Genomic DNA, 15,693 nt, shown 5'->3' with positions numbered 1-15,693 from the left:
CAACAACAACAATCGTTAGGAGAATCGCCCCAATGGACCAATCCGGTTCCGTCGAGAAATCCGTCCCCAAGATCAAGGAGCCGCGTTCCGGCCTGCGCCGCCTGGCGAAACTGCTGGGCCCCGGCATCATCGCGGTGCTGTCCTGGCTGGGCGCCGGGGACCTCATCACTTCCTCGGTGGCAGGTGCCAACTACGGCTACGCCATGATGTGGGTGCTGGCGGTGTCCCTGCTGCTGCGCTTTCTCATCGTCAACATCATCGCCCGTTTCCAGTTGTGCAATAACCGCGGCATGTCGATCCTCGAAGGCTATGCCCAGCTGCACCCGGTGTTCGCCTGGTTCATGCTCGGCTATGCGCTGATCATGGGGCACCTGACCAACGCCTACATGCTCAAGGGTGCAGGCGAAGCCCTGGCTACCCTGCTCCACCTCGACCAGCCCCTGCTCTGCTCCGTGGCGGTGGTGATCGCGGTCTGGCTGCTGGTGGGCCGCAACTTCTATGCGCTGATCGAGGGGGTGATGAAGGTCTTGCTGGCCGTCATGACCCTGGCCTTCATCACCCTGGCGGTGATGTCGGGGCCGGACCTGGGCGGCATCCTGCGCGGCACCATCGGCTTCAGCATTCCGCCGGACGAAGGCGTGCACGGCGCCCTGCTGGTGGCGGTTTCGGTGATTGGCGCCGTGGCCGGCTCCATCGCCAACTTCGTGCATCCCTATGTGATGAAGGAAAAGGGCTGGACCGGTCCGGAACACAAGCGCATCCAGCGCAACGACCTGCTCTTCGCGGTGGTGGTCGGCATCGTCATCAACCTGGCCATCTGGGTGGTCGGGGTGGAGATCCTCAGACCCAATGGTCTGCAGGTGAATACCCTGAGCGACCTGGGCGCGGCCCTGGAGCTGTTCTTTGGCACCGGTGGCTGGCTGATCTTCTTCACCGGGGTCTTCGCCACCCTGTTCGCCAGCGTGGTGGGCAAGACCACCGCCTTCCCCATGCTGATCACCGATGCCCTGCAGCACATCCGTCCGGAGCGCCGTGAGCGCTATGGCAAGACCTTTCACAAGGACCCGGCGCACAGGTGGTTCCTGCTCTTCATCCTGGTGACGCCGCTGGTATGGTCGCTGCCGGGCATGCCCGACTTCGTGACCCTGACCATTGGCGTGAATGCCCTCAATATCGTCGGCCTGCCGGTGATTTCCCTGGGGCTGCTGATCATGTCCAACCAGAAGTCGCTGCTAGGCGACAAATACCGCAACAACTGGTTCGAGAATCTGGCGCTTGGCTTCGCCACCCTGCTGGCGATCTGGGTCGCGATCCAGTTGGGCCTGCAGTTGCTGGGCTGAGCCCCCGTTTCGGGGCGGGTTCGCCGCCCCCGCTTTCCTCAAGGAGTCTAGAGATGCCTGAACAGAACGAACGTCCACTGCTGCTGCAGGTGGGTCCGCTGTTGCCTGCCCTGCAGGACGCCCTCAATTCACGCCATGAGGTGCTGCGGCTCTGGGAAGCACCCGACCCGTCCGCACTGCTCGCCACGCGTGGCGGGGACGTGGTGGCCCTGGTCACCTCTGGGGTGCATGGCGCGACGCGCGAGCTGATGAGCGCCCTGCCTGGCTTGAAGGCGGTGTTCAGTTTCGGGGTGGGCTACGACAGCATCGACATCGCCGCCGCACGGGACCTGGGCGTGGTCGTGAGCAACACCCCGGGCGTGCTGGACGACTGCGTCGCCGACACCGCCTTCGCCCTGCTGATCGATGTGGCACGGGGCATCAGCGCTGCGGATCGCTTCGTGCGGCGCGGCGACTGGCAGCAGGGCAAGTTTCCGCTGACCTCGCGTCTGGCCGGCAAGACCTGTGGCATCGTCGGGCTGGGCAATATCGGCAAGAGCATCGCTCGCCGGGTGGAAGCCTTCGGCATGGAGGTGGCCTACCACGGTCGCCAGCGGCAACCGGACGTCGCCTATCGTTATCACGCCGACCTGGAAGACCTGGCCAAGGCAGCGGATTTCCTGGTCCTGTCGCTGCCCGGCGGACCGGCCACCGATGGGCTGATCGATGCGCGGATCCTCGCCGCCCTGGGACCGCGCGGCTATCTGATCAATATCGCGCGGGGCAGCGTGGTCGACGAGCCGGCCCTGGTGGCGGCCTTGCAGACGGGCGCCCTGGGTGGCGCGGGGCTGGATGTCTTCGCCGCGGAACCAGCGGTACCGACGGCGTTGCTGGCGCTGGACAACGTGGTCCTCACCCCGCACCTCGGCAGCGGTACCCACGAGACCCGCCAGGCCATGGCAGACCTGGTGCTGGCCAACGTGGAACGCTATTTCGCCGAGGGTCGCCTGGTCACGCCGGTCTGACCGCAGACGCCCGCCGGCCGGCCTGCTACTCGATGGCCGGCAGGGTCTTGCCGCGGATGCGGCGGGCCAGGGAGTCGTAGATCTCGCGGCAGCCTTCTGCCCAGAAGCGGTCGGGATCGTCCTGGGATTCGAGGGTGACGGAGAACTCGCCGTCACGCTCCTTCAGCACGAAATGATCGTTGGTATAGAAGAAGGACAGGCCGATGGCGAAGGTCTGGGGGGTGCCGGCGAGGTCATCGACGATCACGGTGAGGTCATAACGGGCATAGACCTCCAGCTCGCGCACGATATTGCCATCGACGCGCTTTTCCAGGCCCAGCCCGGCATCCACCTGATCCGCGGGGGTGAGTCCCAGGTAGCGGGTGAAGCAGTCCGGCAATTCATGCAGGCGGCGCTCCAGTCCCTGCCAATAGGCTTCTTCCCGCTCGGCCGCCTTGCTCAGCGCCTGACTCAATGCCTGATATCGTTCCATTGCCGTTCCCATGTGTTCACTGGAGGCCGTCGACGGACGACCGACAGCTCTGAGACCCCAGCCGGGTCCCGGGGTGCCGCACCGATCGGCGACGGGCTTCAGGACATCGGCCAGCCCAGCACCGGCGCGCGGGTTTCTCCGAGCAGGAAGTCCCGATTGGCGTCGGTGCAGGCGCGCAGGTAGTCGGCCACCAGGGTGATGCGCCGCAGGCGGCGCAGGTCTTCGCGGTAATAGAGCCAGAATTGCCGGGTGATCTGGATCTGCTCCGGCAGGAGCGCTACCAGACGCGAATCGGGTTCGGCGACAAAGCATGGCAGGATGGCCAGGGCGTGTCCGCACAGGGCCGCCTGGTACTGGGCGATCACGCTGGTGCTGCGCAGGCCGCTGCTGGCCTCGGGCAGGATACGCTCCAGGTAAAGCAGCTCGGGGCTGAAGGCGAGATCGTCGACGTAGGTGATGAACCTGTGGCGCTGCAGATCGGCCAGCTGCGTGACGGGCGGGTGGCTGGCCAGATAGTCGGCGGTGGCATAGAGCCGCAGACGGTAGTCGCAGAGCTTGCGGCAGACATAGGGCCCGCGCTCGGGCCGCTCCAGGGTGATGGCGATATCGGCTTCGCGACGCGACAGGTTGACGAAGTGCGGCACCGGCAGCACCTCCAGGGTGATGCCGGGATAGCGATCCTGGAAGAAACTCAGCTGGGGCGCGACGAAGTAGCTGCCGAAGCCCTCGGTGGCGCCGATGCGCACCTGGCCGGACGGCGCCAGCCGGGTATCGGAGATCTGCTCGCAGGCGGTCTGCAGGGTGCTTTCCAGGGTTTCCGCATGCACCAGCAGGCGCTGGCCTTCCATGGTGAGGCTGAAGCCGGTGCTGCGCGATTTCTCGAACAGCAGGGCACCGAGCGCCTTTTCCAGGGCAGCGATCCGTCGCGAGACGGTGGTGTAGTCCACCCCCAGCCGCCGGGCGGCGGCGCTGGCCTTCTGGGTGCGCGCCACTTCAAGGAAGAATCTGAGATCGTCCCAGTCGAGACGTCCCGCCGGGTTATTGGATTTTTGCATATCTGTCGGGCGTTTTTGTCGGAAGCCAGGGGACTTTTGCCGGAACTATACTGCTTACCAAGTCGCGTCACGAGCGGTGACGGCGCGAACCTCTGCCAGCCAACAACAATAAAGAGCAGACCCCCATGACCCACCCGCACGCCTTATCCCGGCGCCAGGCCGGACGCTGCCCTTCCTTCCCGCTCCTGCAGGCCGCGGGGTATCGCCCATGACCGCCGGCGATGCCTTCCGTGAAGCGCGCGACTTCCTGCTGCGCCATCGCACCGACTACGCCACGGCCGTCCGCGATTTTCGCTGGCCGGAGCTGGAACACTTCAACTGGGCGCTGGACCATTTCGATCGCCTGGCCGAGGAGCAAGCCGGTCCGGCGCTGTGGCGACTCGATGCCGAAGGCCGGGAGGAGCGCTACAGCTTCGCCGAGCTGCGCCAGGCGTCGAATCGCACCGCCAATTTCCTGCGCGCCCAGGGTGTCCGTCGCGGCGAACGCATCCTGGTGATGCTGGGCAACGAGGTGGCGCTGTGGGAGGCGCTGCTCGGCGCCTTCAAGCTGGGCGCCGTGGTGGTGCCCGCCACCACCCTGCTCAGCGATGCCGATCTGCAGGATCGGGTGCAACGCGGACGTATCGCCCACCTGGTGGTGGGCAGCGCCCATACGGAGCGTTGCGCCAGTCTGGATCCTGGCCTCACCCGTATCTGCGTCGGGGCATCGGTGGCCGGTTGGCAGCCCTATGCGCCGGGCGCCTGTGCCAGCGATTTCCTGCCGGACGGCCCTACCCTCGCCACGGATCCGCTGCTGCTCTATTTCACCTCGGGGACCACCTCGCGACCCAAGCTGGTCCTGCACAGCCACAGCAGCTATCCGGTCGGGCACCTGTCCACGCTCTACTGGATCGGTCTGCAACCCGGCGATGTGCACCTCAACATCTCCTCCCCCGGCTGGGCCAAGCATGCCTGGAGTTGCGTCTTCGCGCCCTGGAACGCCGGTGCCTGCGTGTTCATCCACGACGTGCCGCGCTTCAAGCCCCAGGCGCTGCTGGAGGTGCTGGCGCACTATCCGGTCACCAGCCTCTGCGCGCCGCCCACGGTATGGCGGATGCTGATCCAGGAGGACCTCGCCGCCTATCGTGATCGACTCGACCTGCGCGAGCTGGTCGGCGCGGGCGAGCCGCTCAATCCCGAGATCATCGACAGCCTGCAGGCGGCCTGGGGGCTGACCCTGAGAGATGGCTTCGGCCAGTCGGAAACCACCGCGCTGGTGGGCAACACCCCAGGGCAGCCGCTCAAGCCGGGCTCCATGGGTCGTCCGCTGCCCGGGTGCCACGTCGAATTGCTGGATGCCGATGGCCGACCGGGTGACGACGGCGAGGTGGCCCTGTCCCTGCAACCGCGGCCGGCCGGGCTGATGCTGGGCTACGAAGACAGCCCGGAAAAGACCGCCGAGGTGATGCGCGACGGGCACTACCGCACCGGCGATACCGCGGTGCGCGACGCCGAGGGCTACATCACCTTCGTCGGGCGCGCCGATGACGTCTTCAAGTCGGCGGACTACCGCATCAGCCCCTTCGAACTGGAGAGCGCCCTGATCGAGCATCCGGCGGTGATGGAGGTGGCGGTGGTACCGAGCCCCGATCCCCTGCGCCTCAATGTACCCAAGGCCTTCGTCATCCTGGCCTCCGGCCACGCGCCTTCGCCTGAGCTCGCGCAGGAGCTGCTCGGCTTCGCCCGTGGCTGCCTGTCGCCCTACAAGCGGGTGCGCCGGCTGCAATTCGTCGGCGAGCTGCCCAAGACGCTGTCCGGCAAGATCCGCCGCATCGAGCTGCGCCTGGGCGAGGCCCAGCGCCGCGCCAGCGGCACCCCCGATCTCCACGATTACGCCGAAGAAGACTTCGCCCTCCAACCTGCCCCGGCCACCCCGGCCACCGCTCAGGAATCCCTGTCATGACCCAGACCGCCATCCAAGACGTGCCGCTGCTGATCGACGGCCAGTTCGTCACCTCCACCAGCCGCGAAGGCCGCGAGGTGATCAATCCGGCGACCCAGGAGGTGCTGGCGCGGGTGCCCTTCGCCACCGCCGAGGAGGTGCAGCGCGCCGTGGCCAGTGCCAAGGCGGCCTTCGCCACCTGGCGCAAGACGCCCATCGGCGCCCGGGCGCGCATCTTCCTGCGCTACCAGCAGCTGATCCGCGAGCACATGAACGAACTGGCCGCCCTGCTCACCGCCGAGCAGGGCAAGACCCTGGCCGACGCCGAGGGTGATGTCTTCCGCGGCCTGGAGGTGGTGGAGCACGCCGCCGCCATCGGCAATCTCCAACTGGGCGAACTGGCCAACAATGTCGCCAGCGGGGTGGACACCTATACCCTGCTGCAACCCCTGGGGGTCTGCACCGGCATCACCCCCTTCAACTTCCCGGCGATGATTCCGCTATGGATGTTTCCCATGGCGATCGCCTGCGGCAACACCTTCGTCCTCAAGCCGTCGGAGCAGGATCCGCTGGTGACCATGCGCCTGGCCGAGCTGGCGCTGGAAGCCGGGGTGCCGCCCGGGGTGCTCAACGTGGTCCATGGCGGGCCGGCGGTGGTGGACGCCCTCTGCGATCACCCGGACATCAAGGCGTTGTCCTTTGTCGGCTCCACCCGCGTCGGCACCCACGTCTACCGCCGCGCCAGCGAAGCCGGCAAGCGGGTCCAGTGCATGATGGGCGCCAAGAACCACGCGGTGGTGATGCCCGATGCGCCCCGCGAACAGACCCTGGCCAACCTGGTGGGCGCCGCCTTCGGTGCGGCGGGTCAGCGCTGCATGGCGGTCTCGGTGGTGGTGCTGGTGGGCGAGGCCAACAGCTGGGTGCCGGACCTGGTGGCCAAGGCGCGCAGCCTCAAGGTGGGCGCGGGTCACGAGCACGGCACCGACGTCGGCCCGCTGATCTCCTGCCAGGCGCTGGACCGGGTCAGCGGCCTGATCGAGCGCGGGGTAAGCGAAGGCGCCACCCTGGAGTTGGACGGCCGCAACATCCAGGTCGAGCGCTACGAGAAGGGCAACTTCGTCGGCCCGACGCTGTTTTCCGGGGTGACCACCGACATGACCCTGTACCGCGAAGAACTGTTCGGGCCGGTGCTCTGCGTGATGCACGCGGCCACCCTCGACGAAGCCATCGCCCTGATCAACGCCAACCCCAACGGCAACGGCGTCGCCCTCTTCACCCGCTCCGGCGCCGCGGCCCGCCGCTTCCAGGAAGACATCGACGTCGGCCAGGTTGGCATCAACGTGCCCATCCCGGTACCGGTGCCGCTGTTCTCCTTCAGCGGTTCGCGCGCCTCCAAGCTGGGTGACCTGGGGCCCTACGGCAAGCAGGCGGTGCTCTTCTATACCCAGACCAAGACCATCACCACGCGCTGGCCCGACGAGCAGGACGTCGGCAGCGCCGGGGTCGTCAACACCACCATCACCCTCAAGTAAGGGAGACGCCAGCATGCATCTGGGATTTCTGGGACTGGGCAACATGGGCGCGCCCATGGCCCGCAACCTGCTCAAGGCCGGCCATCAGCTGACCGTCTTCGACCTTTCCACCGCCGCGCTCGAGGCGCTGCGCGCCGAAGGCGCCGAGGTCGCCGCCTCGCCCACCGCCGTAGCGGAGAGTGGCGCGGAAGTGATCATCACCATGCTACCCGCGGCCGCCCATGTGAAGACGGTCTATCTGGGCGACGACGGGCTGATCGCCCGGGCTCGGCCGGGCACCCTGCTGATCGATTCTTCCACCATCGATCCGCTGAGTGCCCGGGCGGTGGCCAGCGCCGCCGCCGAACGCGGCCTGGAACTGCTGGACGCCCCGGTCTCCGGCGGCACCGGTGGTGCCGCGGCCGGCACCCTGACCTTCATGGTCGGCGGCAGCGAGGCGGGCTTCCAGCGCGCCCAGCCGCTGCTGGCCGCCATGGGCCGCAACCTGGTGCACTGCGGCGCCAGCGGCAACGGCCAGGTGGCCAAGGTGGCCAACAACCTGCTGCTGGGCATCTCCATGATCGGGGTGGCCGAGGCCATGGCCCTGGGTACCCGCCTGGGCATGGACGCCAAGACGCTGGCCGGGGTGATCAATACCAGCAGCGGGCGCTGCTGGAGTTCGGAGGTCAACAACCCCTATCCGGACGTGCTGCCCCAGGCGCCAGCCTCGCGTGGCTACCAGGGCGGCTTCGCCGCCGAGCTCATGCTCAAGGACCTGAGCCTGGCCACCGAGGCCGCGCGAGCCGTGCGCCAGCCGGTGGTCCTTGGGGCGGTCGCGCAGCAGCTCTATCAGAGATTCAGCCGCGCGGGTGGCGGCGGCCTGGATTTCTCGGCCATCATCCAGGACTACCTGGACGAGGACGGTGCATGAGCGACGCCAAGGTACTGCTGGAGAGACGCGGCGGGGTCGGCTACCTGACCCTCGATCGCCCGACCGGGCTCAATGCCCTGGATCTGCAGATGGTGCGCACCCTGCACGGGGCGCTGCGCGACTGGGAGCAGGACCCGACCGTGCGGGTGATCGTGCTCCGCGGCAACGGGTCCAAGGCCTTCTGCGCCGGTGGCGACGTCCGGGCGCTGTACGACAGCTACCAGCGCGGCGATGACCTGCACCTGAGCTTCTTCACCGAGGAATACGCCCTCGACCTGGCACTGCACCGCTATCCCAAGCCGATCCTGGCGCTGGCCCATGGGCTGGTGCTGGGCGGCGGCATGGGCCTGGTCCAGGCGGCGCGGCTGCGGATCGTCAGCGAGCGCACCCGGATGGCCATGCCGGAAACCGCCATCGGCTATTTCCCCGATGTCGGCGCCAGCCATTTCCTGCCACGCCTGCCCGACCAGCTGGGCCTCTATCTGGGTCTGACCGGGGTGCAGATCGGCCCGGCCGACGCCCTGGCCGCGGGCCTGGCCGATGTCTTCATCCCCGAAGCGGCCAACGACGACCTGCTCCGGCGCCTGGAGGCGGCCACCGCCCAGGGACCGACCGATCTGGCCGCCCTGCTGCAGGCATTCGCCGTCGCTCCGCCCGAGGCGGCGCGCCTGACCGACCTGCGTCCCGCCATCGCCGAGCACTTCGCCGCGGCGACTGTGGAAGAGTTGCGCGGCAGTCTGCAGGCGGAACAGCGCTCCGCCTATCGCGACTGGGCGCAGGAAACCCTCGCCACCCTGGACGCCCGTTCGCCGCTGGCGGTCGCCACCGCCCTGGAGCTGTTGCGCCAGGGCGGTGGGCTGTCCCTGGAGCAGTGCTTCGCCCTGGAATTGCACCTGGATCGCCGCTGGTTCGAGAAAGGCGAGATCATCGAGGGGGTGCGCGCCATGCTGGTGGACAAGGACCGCACGCCGCACTGGAATCCGGCCCGCTGGCAGGATCTGGACCCCCGTCGCGTCGCGGCCTTTTTCTCCGATTTTCGCCATTCCTGAGGGAGGCTCCCATGCACGACATCGAACTCACCGAAGAACAACGCATGATCCGCGACCTGGCGCGCGACTTCGCCCGCCGCGAGGTCGCGCCCCACGCCCGCGCCTGGGAAAAGGCCGAGTGGATCGACGACGCCGTGGTCGCCCAGCTCGGAGAACTGGGCCTGCTGGGCATGGTGGTGCCCGAGCAATGGGGCGGCACCTATATGGATTACGTCGCCTATGCCCTGGCCGTGGAAGAGATCTCCGCCGGCGACGGCAGCCTCGGCGCCCTGATGAGCATCCACAGCTCGGTGGGCTGCGGGCCGCTGTTGCGCTACGGCAGCGCCGCGCAACAGGATCGCTGGCTGCCCGACCTGGCCGCCGGCAAGGTGATCGGCTGCTTCTGCCTGACCGAACCCCAGGCCGGCTCCGAGGCGCACAATCTACGTACCCGTGCGGTACTCGAGGGCGACAGCTGGGTGCTCAATGGCAGCAAGCAGTTCGTCAGCAATGGGCGCCGTGCAGGCCTGGCCATCGTCTTCGCAGTGACCGATCCGGAGTTGGGCAAGAAGGGCCTGTCAGCCTTCCTGGTACCCACCGACACCCCCGGTTTTCGCGTCGAGCGCACCGAACACAAGATGGGCCTGCGCGCGTCCGACACCTGCGCCGTCACCCTGGACAACTGCCGGATTCCGGCGGCCAACCTGCTGGGCGAGCGCGGCAAGGGGCTGGCCATCGCCCTCTCCAACCTGGAAGGCGGTCGCATCGGCATCGCCGCCCAGGCCCTGGGCATCGCCCGCGCGGCCTTCGAGGCGGCGCTGGGCTATGCCCGCGAGCGCATCCAGTTCGACAAGGCGATCATCCAGCACCAGAGCATCGCCAACATGCTGGCCGACATGCATACGCGCCTGAACGCCGCGCGACTGCTGATCCTGCATGCGGCGCGGCTGCGTACGGCCGGCCAGCCGTGCCTGAGCGAAGCCTCCCAGGCCAAGCTGTTCGCCACCGAAACCGGTGAATGGGTGTGCTCCAAGGCCATCCAGATCCATGGCGGCTATGGCTACCTGGAGGACTATCCGGTGGAGCAGTATTACCGCGACATCCGCATCACCCAGATCTACGAAGGCTCCAGTGAAATCCAGCGTTTGCTGATCACCCGGGAACTCGATCGCTACGAAATGTGAGGGCGTCCGGGATGACGGCCGTGACCTGCCCAGCAAAAGCCGAAGATGACATCCAGGCGTCACCTGGACAGCGCTGGGCGGGTGCTACGCTCCGGACAGGGATCGAGTCTGGTCCCGGTCTCGCCAAGGAATACCGTTATGGCCTCCCTGCTCGCCTGCATCGATGGTTCTCCCCACGCCGAAAGCGTCTGCGACCACACCGCCTGGTTGTCGCGACGGCTGGATGCGCCCGTCACCCTGCTGCATGTGCAGGAGTCGGCCAGTAGCGGCAAGAAGGTCGCCAACGGTACCCCGGTCTATCTGGACGATGACGTCGGTGCCGGGATGGCCAAGGCGCTGCTGCTCAATGCCCGCCAGCGCCTCCTCCAGCAGGGCCTGACCTCGGCACCGCAGATCCTGCGCCGCCCCGAGGGACTGGTGGATACGCTCAAGACCCTCGAAGGGGACACCCGCCTGCTGGTGATCGGCAAGCGCGGCGAGCGCTCCGGAGACAGTGGCATCGGCAGCCAGCTGGAAGCCGTGGTGCGCGCCGTGCACCGGCCGATCCTGATCTGCTCGGGCCCCTTCAAGCCCCCGCGCCAGTTCACCATCGCCTATGACGGCCGGGAAGCCACCCACCAGGGCATCCTGGCCCTGGCGCGCAGTCCGCTGCTGACCGGCATGAGCGGCACGCTGCTACGAGTCGGCGAAGACGATCCGATCCTGCGTAAGCGCCTGGAAGACCTGGCGCTGCTGCTGCGCAGCGCCGGGTGCCGGGTCGACACCACCGTCGCCCATGGCGACGTGGAGCGCATCGTCCCCCGCCATCTCGACGAACGCCGGGCGGACCTGCTGATCATGGGCGCCTACAGCCACTCCTCGGTCTGGCGCTTCCTGCGCGGCAGTCGCACCACCCAGCTGCTGCACAAGACCGAAGTGCCGATGCTGCTGCTGCGCTGATCCTGGTTGCGCCAAGGCGCAGTCCATCCGTCTGGGACGCGCTTCGTCGGCCAGCCGACCTCCACGCTCAAGCCCGTCCGAAAGTCGCCGAAGCAGCTCTTATAGAGCCCCGCCCTCCGCCGGGCTCCCCGGCGCGTCGGTAGGCCCCATGAGCACCCATGTCATCCATTTCACCGGTCCCATCAATTCCACCAGTTGCGGCCATCTGATCGCCCAGTGCTCCCAGGCGGTCCAGCAGGATGCCTCGCGGATCCTGCTGAAGATCGCCACCATGGGCGGCGACTGCAGCTATGGCTTCACGATGTACAACTTCCTGCTGTCCCTGCCGCTGCCAGTGCACACCCACAACCTGGGTACCGTCGAATCCATGGGCAACATCCTGTTCCTGGCCGGCGAACACCGCACCGCCAGTCGCCACAGCAAGTTCCTCTATCATTCCTTCTACTGGAATCTGAACAACTCGGTGGACCATGCACGCATGGCCGAATACGCCATGTGCCTGGACTACGACCTGGACCTCTACGCCGGCATCGTCGCCGAGCGTACGGCCGGTGCCGCCGAAGCCCTGGACATATACAGCTGCCTCAAGGCCAACGCCCGGCTGCTGAGTCCGGAAGCGGCCCTGACCACCGGGGTGATCCATGCCGTGGACGAATGCCGGGTGCAGCCGGATGAGGTCACCACCTTCATCCATCTTTGAAGCGGGCAATAAAAAAACCCGGTGACCTTTGGCCACCGGGTTTTTTATTGCCCGCTGCTGGAGATCAGCGGCTGAAGGACACCAGGGTGTTGGGGTAGCCGACGCTGGCATCCAGGCGGCTGGCGTCGAAGAACACCCCCAGGTTGCTCGCGCCCTCCTGCACATAGCTGATCTTGAGGATCTGCCCATTGACGAGGCGTACCGAGCCACCCAGCTTGAAGGCCGAGCGATTGGCCGCGGTGGCCGGGATGGAGATGGCGGCGCCGCGACGGTAGACACCGCGATTCCAGTCGGAATTGGTGAAGTCGTTGATGGCACTGCTGACGCTGGCGGCGCTGGTCACGCCGGTGGGCGACACGGTCACCGTCCTGGGATAGCCCACGGTGTTGCCGTTGAACGGCGTGCCCTCGGTGAAGACGCCCAGGCTGTTGCCGACCTGCACCCCGGAAATCCGCCGCACCTGGCCATCCGCGGTGGTGAGATAGGCACCGGCCTTGAAGGCGGCGCGATTCACCGCGGTACCGGGTACCGAGATCGCGGCCTTCTTGAGGAGCACCCCCTTGTGCCAGTCCGGGTTGGTGAAGTCGTTGATCACCGAGGTCACGGTACCGGCGGTCGCACCGGTGCTCGGCGGAATCTGGACCCCGGCATTGCTACCGGTGTTGCCTGCGTTGCCGGTGTTGCTGCCGCTACCGGAATTGCCCACGGCGCCGGCGCTGCCGCCTGCCGAACCGCTGTTGCCGGCGGCGCTACCGCCGGTGGCCGGCGTGGTGCTGCCATTGGCGACCGGACCGATGGCGCTGCAGCTGCTGTCGTCCAGGTACTTGCGCAGGGTCGGCCACTGCGGCCGCTCCTGGCCGTTGATCGGCTCCACGGACATGAAGTAGCTGCCCCAGCCGGGACCGGCGGCCCAGTAGGAGGCCGGGATGCAGTTCTGCTTGAGGTAGGCCAGCATGTTGTCCATCAGCAGGTTCCAGCGCGGATTGTTGTCCGGGACGCCGAATTCACCGATGTAGCCGCGCTTGTTGTTCTTCTTCAGCCAGTCGACGAAGGGCTTCACCCGAGTCACGCCATAGTTGGCATCGAGCTTGTTGACGTCGGTCTTGTCGTAGCTGCCGCCGGCGTTCTCGTCGAAGTAGGAATGCGCCGAAAAGATGATGTTGTTGGCCGGATCCTTCAACCCCAGCAGGGCGTCGTTGAATTCGGCCCAGCGGGTGGCGCTCGACCAGCCGTTGCCTTCGACGATGACCGGACGGGTGCTATCCACCGCGCGCACGCCATTGATGCCGTACTGGGCCGCGGTCGGCCAGTAGGCCATGGCATCGTGGGGCTCGTTCATGATGTCGTAGGCGTACAGCGAGGACTGACCGCTCCACTGCCGCGCGATGTGGGTCATGATCTCCTGGTAGCGGGCGTAGGGTACGCCGCTGGTGCCGATCACCTGGCCGCGATAGCGGGCGTAGTTGTGCAGGTCGAGGATGATCTTGATGCCGTGCTTCTGCGCATAGCCGAAGGTCTGGTTCACCAGGGCCACGTAGGCGCTGTCCAACGGGCCGCCCAGACGGGGCTGCAGGCGCTCCCAGATGACGGGGAAACGGATCAGCTTGACGCCCCGGGCGCTCCACTGCTGGAAGTAGGCTTCCACCGGGAAGATGTAGTTGGTGCCGTTGATGCCGGGCAGCACCTGGGGCGCAAAGCCCGCACCCGACAGATTCAGACCGACCAGGCTGACTGGCTCGGCCTGGGCGACGCCAGCGGACAGCGCGAGAACGGTGGCGGCGGTAGCGAGCGGACGACGAAGAGCGGTAGCGAAGGAGCGGATAGACGTCATGGTCGGATACTGCTTTGGGAGGCGTGGCGTCGATGTCCTTTGTGTACGAGCAAAGCCTGGGTTTAGGTAAGGCCACTGGGACGTGACAAGAAAAGCACTCTGCGTCCTGCAGTTGCCTTACCCAATACAAGTCATATGCCAGGTGGCTGGAACCTTTCCCTCGCATGGCAGTCGACCCACCTCAATGGCACGCTGAAAACCCTGCCCCAGAGCCGTTACGGGAAACGTAACCAAATGTACGCGGCATGGGGTCGCAGCTTGGAAAAGCTGCGCCTGACAAAATAATCACGCGCTAGAGACAGAAATCTGACGCCAGATTCATTGACGTCCTGGCCGGGGAATTTTCCCGGGTCGCGGCTATCCAAGGCTCAGCAACGTCTTGTATATAAGGTCCAGTCATGCGCGCAGAACAGCCGGGAACCCCTGTCTTCCGACCCACTCTCCTGGTGGTGGACGACGAGCCACTGGTCGCGGATTTCGTCCGCGAGATCCTCGAACCCGAAGGCTTCAACATCATCGCCGCTGACTCCGCCGACACCGCGTTGACGCTGTTGGAAAAGGAAGACGCCAATATCGACCTGCTGCTCACGGATATCCGTATGCCGGGTTCGATGGACGGGGCGCAGCTGGCCAACATGGTCTGCAAGCGCTGGCCAGACATGCCGATTATTGTCATGTCCGGCTACGAAACGCCCTCCACCGCGAGCATCAAGTGCCAGGTGCGCTTCCTGCCCAAGCCCTGGTCGATCGGTCAGCTGATCGATGCAGTGAACGGCGTCGCCTATTCGGTTACGCCCAGCGCCTGAAGGTTGAGGAACCCGGGCGATGTGAATAGTGTCACATCGCCACCTCGATACCTCGGACAACAACAATGCTTGCCCTCACCCAACAGTTCGTTGCGCAGCTGCCCCACTTCGATTGCCTGTTCGGTCCCCTGACCCCAGACGGTGGTCTGCCGGTGCAGCTCCGCCGCGCTGCCGACGAGCGCCGTCTGACGCTGATGCTGGATACCGCGCGACTGCGGGACAACGCCTATTGCACCGCGCAGGCGCAACACGTTCGCAGCGCCCTCGGCATTCGCTAGCCCCTGCTGGCTCTTCAGAGCGGAGGCGCCGGTCGCAGCAGGACCGCCTTGAGGGAAAAGGCCGAGGTCACGCTGGCCACTCCGGGAATACAGGTCAGGGTATCGGCGAGAAAATGCTGATAGCTCGCCAGATCCTGCACCACCACCCGCAGCACATAGTCCGCATCGCCGGTCATCTGGAAACAGCTCATCACCTGGGGCGCCTTGACGATTTCCCGCTCGAAGGCCCGCAGGTAATCGGTGGACTGCTTTTCCAGGCGCACCGAGACGAAGACGCTGACGCTGCCAGCCAGCCGGGTTTCGTCGAGCTGGGCGTGATACCCCTGGATGTAGCGCTCCTCCTCCAGTCGCTTGACCCGCCGTAGCGTCGGAGTCAGCGACAGCCCGATCTTCTGCGCCAGATCGCGCCAGCTGAGGCGGCCATCGGCGGACAGGGCATTGAGGATGCGCAGGTCGATACGATCCAGATCAGCCATGGTGCAAAACCTCTACTGTTGTTCTTGTACTGAGTTCAATAGCACCAAAAGCCCGGGCTGCCCACCCCGAAATTGCGGCAAAACGGCTAGCGGAGCCGGCCTATACTCAGGCGACCAATAACAAGAATGCCGAGGCCTCCATCATGTGGCACCCTGCATCGCATCCGGACGGCCAACCCGTCCTGCGACCCGCCCGCACCCTCATCCAGCCGGAGGG

At 66.4% G+C, this 15,693-nt stretch carries 15 protein-coding genes; 11 read left to right on the top strand and 4 right to left on the bottom strand.

Annotated features, from left to right (window positions below):
- Nucleotides 1–32 precede the first annotated feature (32 nt).
- Together QE393_RS06535 and QE393_RS06530 are read left to right on the top strand one after the other, a co-directional pair.
- The gene (locus QE393_RS06535; RefSeq protein ID WP_273809636.1) at nt 33–1,340 is read left to right on the top strand and encodes an Nramp family divalent metal transporter; all 1,308 of its coding nucleotides are present in this window, start codon (nt 33–35) and stop codon (nt 1,338–1,340) included.
- 53 nt (nt 1,341–1,393) lie between these two features.
- A complete protein-coding gene (locus QE393_RS06530; RefSeq protein WP_273809635.1) occupies nt 1,394–2,344 on the top strand; it encodes a 2-hydroxyacid dehydrogenase in 951 nt (316 codons plus the stop codon).
- A 25-nt stretch (nt 2,345–2,369) separates the two neighbouring features.
- On the opposite strand, the gene QE393_RS06525 is transcribed toward QE393_RS06530, so the two are convergent.
- Both QE393_RS06525 and QE393_RS06520 read right to left on the bottom strand, forming a co-directional pair.
- Nucleotides 2,370–2,816 (bottom strand): hypothetical protein, encoded by a 447-nt coding sequence (locus QE393_RS06525; protein ID WP_273809634.1) that lies wholly within the window; start codon nt 2,814–2,816, stop codon nt 2,370–2,372.
- A 98-nt stretch (nt 2,817–2,914) separates the two neighbouring features.
- On the bottom strand, nt 2,915–3,871 hold the full coding sequence (locus QE393_RS06520) for a LysR family transcriptional regulator (RefSeq protein WP_273809633.1): 957 nt from the start codon (nt 3,869–3,871) through the stop codon (nt 2,915–2,917).
- A gap of 208 nt (nt 3,872–4,079) precedes the next feature.
- On the opposite strand from QE393_RS06520, the gene QE393_RS06515 reads away from it, so the two are divergent.
- The 7 genes from QE393_RS06515 (at nt 4,080) to QE393_RS06485 (ending at nt 12,085) form a co-directional block, all read left to right on the top strand.
- Nucleotides 4,080–5,813 carry an AMP-binding protein gene (locus QE393_RS06515; protein ID WP_310042643.1) on the top strand — a complete coding sequence of 578 codons (1,734 nt, stop codon included), beginning with the start codon at nt 4,080–4,082 and terminating at the stop codon, nt 5,811–5,813.
- Nucleotides 5,810–7,324, top strand: a complete 1,515-nt coding sequence (locus QE393_RS06510) for a CoA-acylating methylmalonate-semialdehyde dehydrogenase (RefSeq protein ID WP_273809631.1) — start codon at nt 5,810–5,812, stop codon at nt 7,322–7,324. The genes QE393_RS06515 and QE393_RS06510 overlap by 4 nt, the downstream gene beginning before the upstream one ends.
- A gap of 13 nt (nt 7,325–7,337) precedes the next feature.
- Nucleotides 7,338–8,234, top strand: coding sequence for a 3-hydroxyisobutyrate dehydrogenase (gene mmsB, locus QE393_RS06505; protein ID WP_273809630.1), 897 nt, complete (start codon nt 7,338–7,340; stop codon nt 8,232–8,234).
- On the top strand, nt 8,231–9,283 hold the full coding sequence (locus tag QE393_RS06500; RefSeq protein WP_310042640.1) for an enoyl-CoA hydratase/isomerase family protein: 1,053 nt from the start codon (nt 8,231–8,233) through the stop codon (nt 9,281–9,283). Before mmsB ends, QE393_RS06500 begins: the two co-directional genes overlap by 4 nt.
- 11 nt (nt 9,284–9,294) lie before the next feature.
- A complete protein-coding gene (locus QE393_RS06495; protein WP_273809628.1) occupies nt 9,295–10,446 on the top strand; it encodes an acyl-CoA dehydrogenase family protein in 1,152 nt (383 codons plus the stop codon).
- Nucleotides 10,447–10,584: 138 nt separating this feature from the next.
- Nucleotides 10,585–11,385: a universal stress protein gene (locus QE393_RS06490; RefSeq protein ID WP_158891073.1), complete on the top strand. Its 801-nt coding sequence runs from the start codon at nt 10,585–10,587 to the stop codon at nt 11,383–11,385.
- Nucleotides 11,386–11,533: 148 nt separating this feature from the next.
- The gene (locus tag QE393_RS06485) at nt 11,534–12,085 is read left to right on the top strand and encodes an ATP-dependent Clp protease proteolytic subunit (protein WP_273809627.1); all 552 of its coding nucleotides are present in this window, start codon (nt 11,534–11,536) and stop codon (nt 12,083–12,085) included.
- A gap of 64 nt (nt 12,086–12,149) precedes the next feature.
- Here QE393_RS06485 and QE393_RS06480 read toward each other — a convergent pair whose 3' ends face one another.
- A complete protein-coding gene (locus QE393_RS06480) occupies nt 12,150–13,916 on the bottom strand; it encodes a glycoside hydrolase family 5 protein (protein ID WP_273809626.1) in 1,767 nt (588 codons plus the stop codon).
- Nucleotides 13,917–14,314: 398 nt separating this feature from the next.
- Between QE393_RS06480 and QE393_RS06475 the strand changes: the two genes are divergently transcribed.
- The gene (locus QE393_RS06475) at nt 14,315–14,722 is read left to right on the top strand and encodes a response regulator (RefSeq protein ID WP_133859315.1); all 408 of its coding nucleotides are present in this window, start codon (nt 14,315–14,317) and stop codon (nt 14,720–14,722) included.
- Between the two features lie 65 nt (nt 14,723–14,787).
- Nucleotides 14,788–15,000, top strand: a complete 213-nt coding sequence (locus QE393_RS06470; protein ID WP_273809625.1) for a hypothetical protein — start codon at nt 14,788–14,790, stop codon at nt 14,998–15,000.
- A gap of 14 nt (nt 15,001–15,014) precedes the next feature.
- On the opposite strand, the gene QE393_RS06465 is transcribed toward QE393_RS06470, so the two are convergent.
- Nucleotides 15,015–15,476, bottom strand: a complete 462-nt coding sequence (locus tag QE393_RS06465) for an Lrp/AsnC family transcriptional regulator (protein ID WP_310042633.1) — start codon at nt 15,474–15,476, stop codon at nt 15,015–15,017.
- Between the last annotated feature and the right edge of the window lie 217 nt (nt 15,477–15,693).

The sequence above is a fragment of the Pseudomonas sp. SORGH_AS_0211 genome, from assembly GCF_031453455.1.
In the GTDB taxonomy this organism is placed as follows: Bacteria; Pseudomonadota; Gammaproteobacteria; order Pseudomonadales; family Pseudomonadaceae; genus Chryseomonas; species Chryseomonas aestiva.
The sequence above is the reverse complement of the archived record's forward strand: the minus strand, read 5'-3'. Positions and strand labels throughout refer to the sequence as shown.